Annotated in this window: 16 protein-coding genes; 9 read left to right on the forward strand and 7 right to left on the reverse strand. The window is 25.6% G+C overall.

Features of this window, described 5'->3' with window-relative positions:
* The 3 genes from MALL_RS04070 to MALL_RS04080 form a co-directional block, all read left to right on the forward strand.
* On the forward strand, positions 1–2,065 hold a 2,065-nt coding region (locus MALL_RS04070; RefSeq protein ID WP_005684030.1), incomplete at its 5' end, for a phenylalanine--tRNA ligase subunit beta.
* Positions 2,066–2,078: 13 nt separating this feature from the next.
* Complete coding sequence (glyA, locus tag MALL_RS04075) at positions 2,079–3,347, forward strand: serine hydroxymethyltransferase (protein WP_005684034.1); 1,269 nt, start codon at positions 2,079–2,081, stop codon at positions 3,345–3,347.
* A gap of 123 nt (positions 3,348–3,470) precedes the next feature.
* Positions 3,471–5,120 carry an IS1634 family transposase gene (locus MALL_RS04080; protein WP_005684019.1) on the forward strand — a complete coding sequence of 550 codons (1,650 nt, stop codon included), beginning with the start codon at positions 3,471–3,473 and terminating at the stop codon, positions 5,118–5,120.
* A 127-nt stretch (positions 5,121–5,247) separates the two neighbouring features.
* Here the strand turns inward: MALL_RS04080 and MALL_RS04085 are convergent, their stop codons facing one another.
* The 5 genes from MALL_RS04085 to gmk are packed head-to-tail and all read right to left on the reverse strand — an operon-like array spanning position 5,248 to position 9,072.
* On the reverse strand, positions 5,248–5,898 hold the full coding sequence (locus MALL_RS04085; RefSeq protein WP_005684020.1) for a ribulose-phosphate 3-epimerase: 651 nt from the start codon (positions 5,896–5,898) through the stop codon (positions 5,248–5,250).
* A complete protein-coding gene (rsgA, locus tag MALL_RS04090; RefSeq protein ID WP_005684028.1) occupies positions 5,898–6,734 on the reverse strand; it encodes a ribosome small subunit-dependent GTPase A in 837 nt (278 codons plus the stop codon). Before rsgA ends, MALL_RS04085 begins: the two co-directional genes overlap by 1 nt.
* Position 6,735: 1 nt before the next feature.
* The gene (locus MALL_RS04095; protein WP_005684025.1) at positions 6,736–7,734 is read right to left on the reverse strand and encodes a serine/threonine-protein kinase; all 999 of its coding nucleotides are present in this window, start codon (positions 7,732–7,734) and stop codon (positions 6,736–6,738) included.
* The gene (locus MALL_RS04100; protein ID WP_005684026.1) at positions 7,727–8,485 is read right to left on the reverse strand and encodes a PP2C family protein-serine/threonine phosphatase; all 759 of its coding nucleotides are present in this window, start codon (positions 8,483–8,485) and stop codon (positions 7,727–7,729) included. Before MALL_RS04100 ends, MALL_RS04095 begins: the two co-directional genes overlap by 8 nt.
* Positions 8,485–9,072 (reverse strand): guanylate kinase, encoded by a 588-nt coding sequence (gmk, locus tag MALL_RS04105; RefSeq protein ID WP_040545675.1) that lies wholly within the window; start codon positions 9,070–9,072, stop codon positions 8,485–8,487. The genes MALL_RS04100 and gmk overlap by 1 nt, the downstream gene beginning before the upstream one ends.
* 120 nt (positions 9,073–9,192) lie before the next feature.
* On the opposite strand from gmk, the gene MALL_RS04110 reads away from it, so the two are divergent.
* On the forward strand, positions 9,193–10,131 hold the full coding sequence (locus MALL_RS04110; protein WP_005684021.1) for a potassium channel family protein: 939 nt from the start codon (positions 9,193–9,195) through the stop codon (positions 10,129–10,131).
* Positions 10,132–10,436: 305 nt separating this feature from the next.
* Here the strand turns inward: MALL_RS04110 and MALL_RS04645 are convergent, their stop codons facing one another.
* Complete coding sequence (locus MALL_RS04645) at positions 10,437–10,586, reverse strand: hypothetical protein (RefSeq protein ID WP_318023656.1); 150 nt, start codon at positions 10,584–10,586, stop codon at positions 10,437–10,439.
* A 236-nt stretch (positions 10,587–10,822) separates the two neighbouring features.
* Here MALL_RS04645 and MALL_RS04650 point away from each other — a divergent pair, with 236 nt between their 5' ends.
* The 4 genes from MALL_RS04650 (at position 10,823) to MALL_RS04130 (ending at position 13,653) form a co-directional block, all read left to right on the forward strand.
* Complete coding sequence (locus MALL_RS04650; RefSeq protein ID WP_005684018.1) at positions 10,823–11,035, forward strand: hypothetical protein; 213 nt, start codon at positions 10,823–10,825, stop codon at positions 11,033–11,035.
* A gap of 3 nt (positions 11,036–11,038) precedes the next feature.
* A complete protein-coding gene (locus MALL_RS04120) occupies positions 11,039–11,674 on the forward strand; it encodes a hypothetical protein (protein WP_005684023.1) in 636 nt (211 codons plus the stop codon).
* On the forward strand, positions 11,656–12,648 hold the full coding sequence (locus MALL_RS04125) for a DUF262 domain-containing protein (protein WP_005684031.1): 993 nt from the start codon (positions 11,656–11,658) through the stop codon (positions 12,646–12,648). Before MALL_RS04120 ends, MALL_RS04125 begins: the two co-directional genes overlap by 19 nt.
* 363 nt (positions 12,649–13,011) lie before the next feature.
* Positions 13,012–13,653, forward strand: coding sequence for a hypothetical protein (locus tag MALL_RS04130; protein ID WP_005684022.1), 642 nt, complete (start codon positions 13,012–13,014; stop codon positions 13,651–13,653).
* Positions 13,654–13,688: 35 nt separating this feature from the next.
* On the opposite strand, the gene MALL_RS04135 is transcribed toward MALL_RS04130, so the two are convergent.
* Positions 13,689–13,916, reverse strand: a complete 228-nt coding sequence (locus MALL_RS04135; protein ID WP_005684032.1) for a TM2 domain-containing protein — start codon at positions 13,914–13,916, stop codon at positions 13,689–13,691.
* A gap of 192 nt (positions 13,917–14,108) precedes the next feature.
* Between MALL_RS04135 and MALL_RS04140 the strand changes: the two genes are divergently transcribed.
* On the forward strand, positions 14,109–15,194 hold a 1,086-nt coding region (locus MALL_RS04140; RefSeq protein ID WP_005684033.1), incomplete at its 3' end, for an HAD-IC family P-type ATPase.

Below are 15,194 nucleotides of genomic sequence, written 5' to 3' on the forward strand. Positions count from 1 at the left end.
TGATATTGAAGGTGTAGTTTTTGGTTTGATAAAAGAATTGTATAAAAACCCCGATTCAGATCTGCTAACTGTAGCAAAAGTTGAAACTAAAAACGGATTATTAACAATTCAAACAACTGATAATGTTCTTGAAGTTAACGATTTAGTTGTTTGTTTTGTTGAAAATTCAAGAATGAAAGATTTAATTTTTAAAGAAAAAAAATTAAAAAACATTATTTCACAAGGTATGTTTGCTTCTTTTGAAGAATTAGGCTTTAATAAAGACTTATTTGGAAACAAGGGACAACATATTATGCGTTTAAAACCAGATTTTGCAAAGCTAAGTCAAGATCCTATGGAAGTTTTAGGATTAGATGACTTAATAATTGATGTTTCTACAACAGCTAACAGAAATGATGCAAATTCTTATTTAATTTTAGCTAAGGAATTAGCTGCATATTATCAAACAGAATTTGATTACTCAGAAAAAAGTCATAAAGGTTCATTATTTTCTAATTTATCTATAGACAAGGGAATTAGTGCTGAATTAAGTATGTTTGAATCTTATTGTGATAGAGAATTCGATATTGATTTTTTAGATAAATTATTACTAGCAAAACATGGTATTGATACTAATTTTTCATGAGCTGTTAATTTAACAAATCTTAACCTATTAATTACTGGTGCACCTACTCATGTGTACGATAAAAGTAAAATTGGTAAAAAAATAACAACTTCTTTATACTCAGGAAAACTAAATATTTTAGGTAATAAAGAAATCGAAGTAAACAAAGTTTTAGTAGTTAACGATGAAAATGGACCAATTTCTATAGCATCGGTAATGGGATTAGAAAATTCAAAAGTAGATCATGAAACTAAAGAATTTTTATTTGAAATTGGTAATTTTAAACCAAGTTTAATAAGACATTCATCTAAAGAAATAAAACTTTTATCAAGTTCTGCGAATCAAGCTAGCCGTTACGTAAGTGTTCAAATTTTAGAAGAAGGTCTAAAATTTTTAAGAAATTACTTAAGCGATGCTAAAGTATCTTTTTCAAATATTTTAAACTCTCCAAAAAATAGTCCTAAAAAAATGATTAAATTTAGTAAAGAAAAATTACTTTTATATTCTAATTTTACAAACCATGGACTAAAAAAATTTCATAAAGCAATAGAACAATTAACATGTTTAGGTTTTGATTTTGATTTAGTAAACGATGAAGTGTTTGCTCCTTTATATCGTTATGACATTGATAAATTTGAAGATATTATTGAAGAAATTTTTAGATTTTATTCATATGATAATTTTGAACCAGCTGCTATTACAAATTTAAGTATTAAAACACAAAAAAGATCCTTACTTAAAGAATTTATGCAAGCAAATGGTTATAATGAAGTTAGAACTTATACACTTTTATCAGAAGAAAAAAATTATTTAAATGTATTTGACTTTAAAGAAAAATTAAAGTTAATTACTTTTGTTTCAAAAGAACGTGAAGTAATTAGAAATTCATTAATTCCATCGCTATTAGAGGTTGTAGAATATAACCAAAAAAGAAAAATTAGTAACATAAATATTTTTGAAATTGGTATGGTAAATGATAATTTAACACTTATGGGTTTTGCAAGTACAACAAGAAGCTTTTTAGAAATTAAAAGAGATATTATAAGATTGTTTAAAAATCAAAATTTAACATTTGTGAAATTTGACAATAATGACTCTATTCATCCAAATGTATCAGCAAAAATTTACCTAAATGACTTGTTCATAGGTTGAATTGGAAAAATTAACCCAGCAATAGATAAAACAGATGCATATGTAGCAGAATTTATTTTACCTAAATATGAGTCTCTAGAAAAATTTAAAAACATTGATAATGAACCATTAAAAACACTTGATTTAACATTTGAATTGCAAAAAAATGAATCAATCGAAAAATATTTAAATGATATTAAAAATGAATTTGAACTTTATGATATAAATTTAAAAGATTCATATTTAAAAGAAGACAAAAACAATGTCACTTTAAGAATAACAGCTAAACCAGCTATTATTGAATTAATTAATAAAAAATACAACAAATAAATAGAGGTAATGAATGTACAAAAATATAAAATTAAATGATCTAGAATTACAAAAAGCAATAAATAATGAATGAAAAAGACAAAAAAATCATATTGAATTAATCGCTTCAGAAAATTATGCTTCAGAGGATGTTCTTAAAGCACAAGGAAGCGTTTTAACAAATAAATATGGAGAAGGTTATCCAAACAAAAGATACTATGGTTCATGTGAAAACGTTGACGTAGTTGAAACTTTAGCAATAGAAAGATTAAAGAAAATTTTTAATGTAAATTATGCTAATGTTCAACCTTATTCAGGTTCTGTAGCTAATGCTGCAGCTATAGCATCTGTAGTTACACATGGTGGGAAAATAATGGGTCTATCACTAAACAGTGGTGGTCATCTAACGCATGGTTATAAAATAAGTTTCAGTGGAATTTTTTACCAATCTGTTTCATATGAAGTTGATCATAATGGATACTTAGATTATGATGAAATAGAAAAACTAGCTATGCAGGAAAAACCGCACTTAATTATTTGTGGTTATTCAGCTTATCCTAGAATTATTGACTTTAAAAGATTTAGAGAAATCGCTGATAAATGTGGAGCCAAATTAATGGCCGACATAGCTCATATTGCTGGTTTAATTGCTTCTGGAGTTCATCCTAGTCCAGTTGAATATGCTCACATTATTACATCAACAACTCATAAAACTTTAAGAGGTGCAAGAGGAGGTGTAGTTATGACAAACGATCCTGAAATTGCAAAAAAAGTTGATAGATGAGTATTCCCTGGTTACCAAGGTGGTCCATTATTCCATGCAATTGCAGGAAAAGCAGTTTGTTTTTATGAAATTTTAACTCCGATGTTTAAAAAATATGGTCAAAATATCGTTAAGAATTCAAAAGAATTTTCAAATGGATTTTTAAAACGTGGAGCTAAATTAGTTTCTGGTGGAACAGACAATCATTTATTTATGGTTGATGTTAAAACAAGTTACAACATAACGGGTAAAGATGCAGAAAAAATTCTAGAAAAATTTAATATTACAACTAATAAAAACACAATTCCAAATGACACTTTAAGTCCAATGTTAGCAAGTGGTTTAAGACTTGGTACAGCTGCTATGACATCAAGAGATTTTGATAAATGAGATGAATTAGCTGAAGTTATGGATACAATTCTAAGAAATGTAGAAAATTTTAAAAAACCAGATCCACAAGCAAAACTTTTAATTAAACAATTAAAAGCAAAAGTTAAAACTTTTACAGATAATTATCCTTTAAAGAAAAGTTATTTATAAAAAAACTCCCTGTGTTTCCAAGTTATTAAAGAAATTACAATTGGTGTATATCTATAGATATACATTTTTTTATTTTTTTAAAAAATATACATTGTTTACTATTGAATATGGTATAATAAAGGTATGCATGATAAATGAATAATAATAAAAGCTAAAAGAAAAGATAAAGTATACGTAAGCGCTTGTATATCAAAAGGATTTGGTAAAGGTGTTTTTCGAACTATAGGATTAGGCAGTTTAGAAGAATTAACTAAATTGAACAAAGAAGCTATTGCAACATTGAAAAATAAATGTCTAGAACTAAGCACAGAAACTCCTAATGAAGTTGTAAAACAAGATCTACTAAATTCACTCTCTTCATCTGTATTTGAGCATGAAATAGTCAATTATGGAATTTCTAGTTTATACAAAATGATTAATAAATTAAATTTATTTAGAGATTTGCCAAAAACAAAACACAAAAATATAGAAGAAATAATTGAATATATTATTGCAAAGAGAATAATCGATCCATCGTCTTTTATTCAATCATTCAAGGATAAAGATAAATTTCAAAATGACATTAAAAATAAAAAAACAACATTTTATAATTGTTTAGATTTTGTAGAAAATCATAAAGATATAATTTTTAAATCTGTTAATAATGTAATAGCAAGTGAAACAAATCGAAAAGTTAATATTGTTTTTTATGATGTTACAACAGTTTATTTTGAAACATTTGTAAGAAACAGATTTAGAAATCCTGGTTATTCAAAAGACGGAAAATTTAAAGAAGATCAGTTAGTAGTTGGTATGGTTACAGATTTAAATGGAATTCCTATTCACTATAAATTATTCGAAGGCAATAAACCTGAGATGAAAACATTTGTTCCGTTTATTGTGGAAATGAAACAAAAATATAACTTAAATAATGTAACAATAGTTGCTGATAGAGGAATGAATATTAACGCAAAATTAAGATTTTTAGAAAGCAATAATATTGATTATATTATTTCATATCGTTTAATGTCTGCAAGTAAAGAAATAAAGGAAAGTGCTTTATCTATAGGTGAATATGAAAAAAATAATTCTTTTTTATCTAAAGAAGTTTTGTATGAATCTAATTGAAAAAAAGGACGCTTGAATGGAAAAATTAGAAAAAAAGTTTATACATATTCCAGCAAAAGAGCACTCAAAGATAAAAATGATAGAGAAAATTTAATAAATAATTTTGTTAAAAAGCAAGATAAACATGGAATAGTAAACATAGATAAAATGTTAGGTTCTAAAAAATGTAAGTATTTTCAAAGTGTTGGTGATTCGAAATTTATGTTAAATCAAAATAAAATATTGAATGATGAAAAATTCGATGGTTATTACGTTTATGAAACATCTAGAATAGATATGACTCCAAGCCAGATTGTTGAAACATATGCCAAACAATGACAAATAGAAGAAAATTTTAGAACTTTAAAATCAGCTATACAAATTAGACCGGTTCATGTTTGAACTAATGAACATATAAAAGGTTATTTTACATTATGCATATTATCATTAATAGTTTTTAAATACTCTCTTTATGTAGTTAATGATTTTTTAAATAAAAATGGAGTTATCGACAGAATAACTAACGATAGATTCAAAAATGCTTTAGCAAATGCTAATTATACTGTTGATAAAGTTAACGGAAAAATCGTTGATACTAAAAAGATTACAAACTCAAACAATCCTTTATTAAATGATGATTATTCAATAATTAATATGTCATTTAACAAATATTTCAATAGTAAATAAATATCAAAAAATACACATTCGCCTATTTTATAGGGGAATATGTATTTTTTTATTCTCTAACTTGGAAACTCAGGAAAGAAAAGTTATTTATAAAAAAACTCCCATATAGGAGTTTTTATTTATAAATTTAACCTAAAAGAGTTTTAATTCTTTCTTTAGTTGGTTCTACAACTAAATAAGTTCCAGCCACAAGAGCATCAGCTCCGTTTTTAAAACATAATTTTGAAGTATCTTGGTTAATACCTCCATCAACTTGAATTGCATAACCTAAGTTGTTTTTATGTCTGTATTCACTTAAAAATTTTATTTTATCTAATGATGTTGGAATAAATGCTTGCCCACCCTTTCCTGGTTCAACACTCATTACTAAAACAAGTGCTACATAGGGTAAAAAGTCAATTATTTCCTCTACACTTGTATTTGGTTTAATAGCTAAGCCTATTTTATAATCAACATAATTTTGGTCCAATCAATCATAAAATTCATCTTTATCATCAAATGCTTCTCAATGAACTGTCATTACATCAACAATATCTTTAAGTTCTTCTAAGTAATTAAGCGGATTTTCTACCATTAAATGAGCATCCTTAAAATGTCTTAATCCATTTTTATGAATATTAGCAATTTCAGAAGTTTTTATTGCAGTGTTAGGAACAAATTTTCCATCCATTATGTCGTAATGAATTCATTTAATTCCAGCATTTATTAAAGTATTTGCCATTTCTAAACGTTTATTTTCTTCTACATTTAATAAAGAAGGTGTAATATTTTTTTCCATTATCATTTTTCCTTTTTAGTTTCTTTACTTAATTTTAAATAATTTTCATATCTTTTTTCTGGTCAAAATTCATTTCCGATATTTTGTTTAACATAACAATCTTTAACATTTTCGTTTATATGTAAACATGATCTAAATTTACACTTGGAAATATTTTGTTTTAAAAATCAAAAACTTTGTGCTAATTCCAAATTATTTATATCTAAATCTAAAGAACTAAAACCTGGTGTGTCTATTAATTCTCCATCATTAAATTTAATAATTTGCAACATTCTTGTTGTGTGTTTTCCTCTGCCTAACGCTTTGGAAATGATTTGAGTTTCAAAATTATTATCACTTAAATTATTAATTGTTGATGTTTTTCCAACACCACTTTGACCCAAAAACACACTAACTTTGTTTTTAAATATTTGTTTTATTTCAACTGAATTATCAAAATTATTGTTATTAATTAAGTAAACTTTATAACCCATTTTTTTATAATATTCATATCAATGACTTTGTCCTAAGTCAGTTTTTGTAAAAAATAAAATTGGTTCAATATTTTTAAATTCTATAATTGATAAATATTTATCTAATAAATAATCTTGAAACAATGGTTCAAAAAGAGAAATTACTATAATGACTTGATCTACATTTGCAACTTTTGGGCGAATAAATCAGTTTTTTCTTTCTTTAATAGAAACTAAAGATTGATCGTTAAACTCAACTCAATCACCTACTAAAGGAGGAGTGTTATTAAATCTTAATTTTCCTAAAGCTGGAATTTTATAGTCATTTTGACCATCATTTATATGGTAAATTCCTGCATTAATTGAATATACTTTTCCTATCATATTAACCTATAAATACCACTATTAAAATTATTGAAATTATTAAAATTAAAATCGCTAATAAAATAGCTGTTATTGTAAACCAAATTGAATTAATAAAGTCAGTAATTTTTTTCTTAGGCTTAATTGTTTTAGTAGATAAAGGCTCATCCATACTTTTAGAAACACTTAAACAAGTATCTAAATCCTGACGTAATTCTCACATATCTTGATATCTTTTTGTAGGATCCTTTGCTGTTGCTTTAATAATAATATTTTCTACCGCTTGAGAAACTTCGACTATGTCTTTAACTCGAGGCATTTCATTGTTTTTATGCATTATAATAGTTCCAGCTGAATCTGATCCAGAATAAGGATATTTACCTGTCAACATTTCATATAATAATATACCTAAGGCATATACATCAACTAATTTAGTTGTGTGTTCCTTACCGTTTAGTGTTTCAGGAGCCGCATAATATGGACTGCATAAAACATTATTTGTTTTAGTATATCTTTGCGAATCAGAATCCAAAGAAATTCCTAAATCAATAATTTTTATATCTTGAGTTTTAGAAATTATTATGTTTTCTGATTTAATATCACGATGAATAATTCCTAGATTATGTAATTCACTAAGTCCAGCTGCTATTTGTTTTGCATATGTTATTGCTGTTCTTGTGTTTAATGAACCATGTAATTTTATAGATTCTTTAATTGTTAAACCTTCAATATATTCCATGACGAAATATTCGTCTATGCCTTCATTAATGTGATAATCGTAAACATATGGTATATTTTTTGACTTAATTTTTTTTAAAAAGTTCAATTCACTTTTAAATCTTTCCAAATTCTTTACATTTCTATCAGTATGTCTGTACTTAAGGGCAAATCGTTTTTTTTCTGAATCTAGTGTTTCTACTAAATAAACTGCTCCCATGCCACCAGTCCCTATTAAACTAATAATTTTATATTTTTTGTATAAAGCAGATTCTCTTGGTGGTAAATGTGAAGGATTATTCATCATCTCCTCCTTTTAAATCGATTAAAATCATTGACATATTATCGTTAGAATCATTCATTTCTGCAACAGATAAAATTTGTTCTATTTTTTCTTCGTTTGTAATTTTTTTGTTTCCTAATGTTACCTGAAATTCATCATTGTCTACAAAACCGTGAACTCCATCACTTGTAAGAAATAAATAAGAAATTTTTTCATAACTTTCTTGAGTTATTTCAAACATTTCAATGGTTGTTCTTTTTGTAGGGCCAATTGAACTTGTCAATGCTTGTGAATGCAGAGCTTTATGTGCAGAAACTTTGTTAATTCCTTCATTTACTAGTTGAGTGTATCAGTTATGATCATTTGTCAATTGAATGATTTCTCTTTTTTCAGTTAAAGCATATGTTCTTGAATCACCAACATTAAAAATTATTATTCTTTTTTGTTCAGGAAAAATAAGAGCAGCAGTTAATGTAGTTCCCATATCGGTTTTACTTGTATCATTTTGACTTTGCACACGCATTTGTTTTTTAATTTTCTCGATTGTTTCAAAAAATCACTTTTGTGCATTATCTACATCAAGTTGATAATAATTATTAAACTCTATACCAAAGCTATTTATGGTAGTTGACGAAGCTACTGAACCACCAAAATGTCCACCCATTCCATCACATAAAATAGCAAAGTAAATTCCGTCTTTTTCAAAAAAATCAACACGGTCTTGATTTTCTTGACGATAAGAACCTTTATTAGTTTTTTTTAAAATTTGCATTAATTTATTTCCTTTAAAATTATTTCTCTAATTTCGTTAGCTGCTTGTTCAGGAGTGTGATTTATTACTCTATATTTAAAAATGTTTGATTCGTTTATTTCTTCTTGGGCTTTTTCTAAACGACTTCTTAAAGTATCATCATTTTCTGAACCTCTTTTAATAATTCTTGCTTTTAAATCTTCCATACTTGGAGGTAAAACAAAAATGCTTATTATGTTATATTCATCGGCCTTTTTTGAAAGCTCTTTTATAACTTGATTTGCTCCACGTGTTTCAATTTCAAGCATCGGAACTTTTCCTTTTTTATTAATTTTTTCAAGCTCTGACCAAAGAGTTCCATAATAATTTCCAAAGTGATATGAAAATTCTAAAAATTCTCTTCCTTTTATCATTTGCTGCACAATTGATTTGTCCATAAAATGATAATGAATTGAATTAATTTCACCAGGTCTTGGTTTTCTTGTTGTCACAGAACAAGATAAAGAAAGATTTAGTTCATCAAATTCAAACAAAAGTCTTTCAATTGTCCCTTTTCCTACACCACTTGGTCCACTAAAAATAATCACATTCTTCTTGCTATCTATCATAATTAAACATTATATATATTTTTATATATTTGAATAACATAAAGATATTAATTATTAAAAATTCACTTAATTTTATATAAAAATTAACATCAAAATATACTTATTTGGTAAAATTTGTTTATGAAAAAACACATAAATCCACAATTTTTAGAGATTTTAAATACAATTGTAACTAGCGATTCATACATACCAGAACACGCTAAGAAAAATCGTAAAATAATTGTTATTCTAAGAACCGTATATCTAATTATTATAGCCACTTTAGTATTTTTCAGCTTTTTTAGTTTTGCTATTAAACAAAAAGAATTGGCTTCAATAAAAGTAATTATTTCACTTACTACTTTTTTTGTTTTTTTAGCCGATTATATTCTTCACTGATTGACATATCCAGTAAGAAATAAAACTAAAAAAAGTAATTGAGTTAAACTTTTAATTTTTCCATTTACAGGCGTTGGTTTAATATTACTTTTTTCAACTCTTGCTTCGTTTTCAGTGCTTCAATATTTAGGACTTAAATCTTATAATTTGTTTACTATTTTTGAAACTATAACTCTAATTAGATTATTAAGATTAATTTTAATTCTAAAAGTATTTACTCCATTTAGAGTGTTTATTAACGTTTTTAAAGAACAAAGAGTTGTATTAATTAACACTTTTTTCTTTATAGGAATTTTAATTATTGCATTTGCTTTAATCATTTGAAACAATGAAGTTAATTGATTAGATGAACAAATCACTGAAAAATTAAAAGAATTAAATGCACCAGTTGAATCTCAAGAGTATAAAAAAGCTTATCAATTAGCATATGATGATATGTCCTCTGGTGTTGTAACTAACTTTTTAGATGCATTGTATTATGCCACAATAACCTTAACCACAATAGGATATGGAGATTTTGCACCACATGCAGCTAATTCAAAAGTTGTTGTTATAATTATTTCAATTTTAGGAATTGCAGTCTTTGCAATACCATCAGGTGTAGTTGCTGGAGCTGTCTTAACACAAATACAAGATCTTGAAAATTCAAAACGTAAAAAATCAATAAAAGAACGTGAATAAAGTTGGTAAAACCAACTTTTTTTATTACGTTTTTAATGAAAAAATTAGCATTATTAGATAATAATTTTAAAATTCTTTTAAAGTAATCAATTTATAATTAAAAGTAATAATTATTAAGGAGTATTAAAATGAATAATAAGGAGAGAGAGATCCAATAAAAAGATAATTTTATGAGCTCTCTTCGATGATGCAACTTCTTCATATAAAGGTGCTATACAGAAGTATAAAAAGGATTTTTTATACAATATAGAAGTACATTCGGTTGGAATTAATGATGTTAAATTCCCTAAATCAGATACCTATTTTTATCACAAAATAGATTTATCTTTAACTAATCTAAGTCTTATAAAACAATTGTCAGAATTACCAAAACCTGACATTATTTTAGCTTCACCTCCTTGTGAATCTTGATCTGGTGCTGATTGCGCAGCAAAAATGGTAAAAAGTATTAGCAAAAATGGTGTGTGAAAAGTTGAAAATGCTGTTTTTATGAAGAATATTTAAAAACTTGTCATCCCGTTAAAAGAAGATTTTTGACAATAAAGAAGCGGGCAGGTTAATCGGTGAAGAAACAATAGGCGGAACAATTAAAATAATTCAAAAATTCAAACCAAGTGTTTGAGTTATTGAGAATCCTGCAACATCTAAAACTTGGGAATTCCAAGAAAATCACTGAAATTTTTTAGGCTTTATGAATAAAACATATTATTCATCTTATAATACAAATTATGGTTTAAAACCAACTATTTTTAAGTCAAATATGGAATTTAAACTTTTAAAAAATAGAGTAAAAGGAAATAATAATCATATGGCAAGAGGATCATATTCTCAGCGAAGTTCTATTCCTGATGAATTAATAAAAACAATTGTTGGACAATCATTAAATAAAACTAAAAGAAGGTAATAAATGAAAAATTATAAAGATTTAATCGGCAATAAAACATATAAATATTGAAAAATAGGTACTTGCTTTGGAAGTTATTTTAATACCATTTTAAGGTGATTAAGAGATGAAAGATTTATAAAACAAATTCAAAATTTAACTATTTCTGTTAAAGAAAGAGATTCTTCTATAACCGAAGTTTATTTTGAACAATTAGGGGATATAATTTTTTATAATGGTTCTAATAATTCTTATAAAAAAACAACAATTAAACAATTTTTAGCTCTTTTAAAATGCGTTGATATTATTGAATATACATATAACGACGAAAAAATCAAATTCAATCAGTTATTTATTAATAATTTAAAAAATAATATTAGTGAAAAAATTGAAAATAATAAATTTTTAACAAACTATATTTTAGATCGTACCAAATTACGTTTTGAAGTGCTAATAGATGATAATAATGATGTTGCTGATGACAAACAAATTAATTCCTTTATTTACTCTGTTTGATTAACTTCGTTAAATAAATATTCACAAGAAAAAGGATATTCTTTTGAATTTTCAGTACTATTAGAGAAATTAAGGGAAATCGATGCAATCACTAAAATGACTGATTTAACCACGATTCTCTGTTATTGCCCTGAGAAAAAGTAAGAAAATTAGCAACTATTATTGCAAATGATTTTGGTTTAGAAATGGATGATCTAACTGTTATTTTTTCAGATAAAAATCTCCCTAAATACATTATCAAAGAAAATAAAATCAATAAAAATGATATAAAAGATAGTTCAGAAATACTTACTATTTATGAGTTTGTAGAGAAATATACTAATAATTATATTCCATTATTTCAACGTAAATATGTTTGAAATCAAGATGCAATAAAAGCTTTTTTAAATTCATTATTAGAAGATTGTAGCGAAAAGAAAAAATCTTATTTAAATAATATTTTATTGACTAAAAATGGAGATAGATATAACATAATAGATGGACAACAAAGAACATTTACAATGGTTTTAATTTTGTATACAGTGTTTAAAAAAATGTCTCATAAAAAACAACAAGTTTCAAATATTTTTAAAAAATTATTTGAGAGTAGAAATTGTGATGGATCTATAAAATTTAATTGAATAGAAAACGTTAGAGAAGTTTCTAATTACACTGATTTTGAAATTATATTAAACAAATGAAATAGTGATAACTCGATAAGTAATTTGTTGCTTGTGATATTGTCTACATTGAATGACTCAAAAGTAACTGTTGAACAATTTTATAAGCATATTTTGTTTGATACAATATTAACTACAACTATTTTGTACAATAAAGATGACGATAAACTATTTGCAAATTTAAACACATTGCAAGTTCCACTAAACGCACTAGATTTAGTAAGAAATTACGTATATACATTATCAATTAAAAATCCAAAATCATCTACAGAACAGGCAAATAAAGCAATAAAAAATTTTAATAGCAAAATAGAAAAAATGTTCTTAAAGAAAAACGGTGAAATTGATGTAATAAAATTTAGATTATTTACTGAAAATCTTGTAACCAAATTAAATTTAAAAATGCTTAAAAGTTACAAATCAACAAATGAAGTAGAAGTTGCAAAAAGTTTTCATTAAATTTTAGGTGAACTTTATTCAAAATATCAAACAAATGTAGATAAAATAATTGAAGAAATCGAAAATTACGCTTCACAATTTAGTTTAATTTATGAGTGAAAAAATTATAAAAATGATGAAAATGAGAAATTTTGAACAAATTATGGAATTCATCAACATGTTTTTGGAGCATCATTTGGCTTTAGTAAAAATGTAACATTTCCGGTTATTTGAGCATTATTAGATAAGTTTAATTTTTACAAATCAAAAAACGATGTTAAAGATCAAAATGTTGATTTACTAGGAAAATGATTATTTGAACTAGAAAGATTTGTTATTTATTGAGATACAGTTTATTTCAAAGGTGAATCGTTACCAATAAAAATGAAAAATATTGCTACAAAAATTCAAGAAACTAATCAATACACACTAGTTGATTTTCAAAACGACCTGATAAATATCATTCCATCTTTAGCCAATGGTTTAAAAAATAAAAAAGATATTTTAAAAGAGAAATTTACTGAAAAATTTTTAAATATACCTGATAATGTAAAACCTACAAATAAGTTAAATTTGTTTTATCTTTTTAGAGTTTTATACTATTTAGAAAATGATCAATCAATTTATATTAATACTGAAAAACCATCAATTCAAAAACAAAATCGTTTTGATACAAATGACGATTGATCATTAGATCATAAATTACCAATGACCATTAATAAAGAAGACACTAGATTTAATAATATAAACAAATACAATCAGTATGTAAAAAAAATTGGTAATCATGACATTATGTTAAAAAGTGAAAATTCAAGAAAAAACAATAATATGACTTCTGGAGAGAAACATAAAACTGGTTTATATAATAAAATTGATGGTGTTTATGATCCTTTAGAAATTTCAGGGACAGAAAATGAAATTTTTGAAAATATAGATCGCAGATCAGAACAAATTATAAATATTCTTTCAAAAATTTATTCATACACCGATGAAGAAATTAATGTTTATTATGAATCACAAAAATAGTAATTAAAAAAAGAGTTTCAAGCTCATTTTTTTAATTAAATTTGTCAGTCAGAGATGTATTTACCTTCATCATCTTTTTGAGTTCCAATAACTGCTAAAACAAAGTCGATTAGTGCTCAAATACCTAGACCACCAAAAGTTAATAATTTTAAAAGTCCTAGTCCGATTCTACCTGCGTAAAAGCGATCTACTCCAAATGTTCCTAAAAAGAATGATAGTAAAGTTAAAGCAAGTCTGCTTTTTCTACTTGGTTGTTGATTCATAATTTTTTCCTTTCATAAATATTCTATAATTATAATATATTATTTATATAATAAAATAATTTATCTTAATTACGATAAATAAATGAAAATTTTACGTTTTTTTCTTGTAATAAAAATATCTAGAATAATGATTAAAAGTTACTTTTATAATATAATATAAACAATTATATATTTATAGAAAACAAGGAAAATATGCAACAAAAAAATCAAGAAATTATCCCTGAATTAAGTAAGGAAGAGTTGTTAAGTACAGACCGAGAAAAAGGTTTAAGCACTCAACAAGTTGAACAAAGAGTGAGTATTTATGGCTTAAACATGATGCACTCTTCAAAAAAAATTAATCCTTTTATGGCTTTTTTAAAGCAATTTAAGGATTTTATGATTATTTTACTTTTAACTGCAGCACTTTTTAGTGTATCAGTTGCTATTTATCAAGTTGTAAGTCATGGAACTGAAAATAGAATGAGTGAAACAATTATAAGTTTTGTTGAACCGGCTATTATTTTACTAGTTGTTGTTCTAAATAGTATGCTTGGCGCGTATCAGGAAATAAAAAGTGATCAAGCTGTAAAAGCTCTTGAAAAAGTAAATGAAACAAATTCAAAAGTTCTAAGAGATGGAAGAATTGTTTTAATCCCTTCTAGCCAACTAGTACCTGGAGATATTATTATTGTTGAAGCTGGAGATACAATTAGTGCTGATGCTAAATTATTAGAATCATTTAACTTAATGGTTGTTGAATCTTCACTTACTGGTGAATCGTTACCAGTTGACAAAAATCACTTAGCACAAGACACAGAAGGCATGGCATTAGGTGATAGAAAACAGAGTATTTTTGCCGGAACTTATGTAACAAATGGTCGTGGAGTTGCAATTGTAACTGCCACCGCAACAAAAACTGAAATTGGAAAAATTAATAATTTAATCCAACAACAAGATGTACAATTATCGCCACTTCAAATAAAATTAAATAAATTAGGAAAAGTATTTAGTATTTTAGGAATTGTTTTATTAATTTCAAGTGCACTAGCACAAATCCTATTAGACAATATAATTAGTGATCGTTGAGACAATATTAACGTATATACTAACTCATTAATTACATCTATTTCATTGGCTGTAGCTGCTATTCCAGAAGGTTTAATCACCTTTACCACAGTGCTTTTAGCAATTGGTGTTAAAAATATGGCACGTGAAAACGCTATTATAAAATCACTTTCAAGTATAGAAACATTAGGTTCTACATCGATTATTTGTTCAGATAAAACTGGAACGTTA

This window comes from Mycoplasmopsis alligatoris A21JP2, from assembly GCF_000178375.1.
In the GTDB taxonomy this organism is placed as follows: domain Bacteria; phylum Bacillota_I; class Bacilli_A; order Mycoplasmatales; family Metamycoplasmataceae; genus Mycoplasmopsis; species Mycoplasmopsis alligatoris.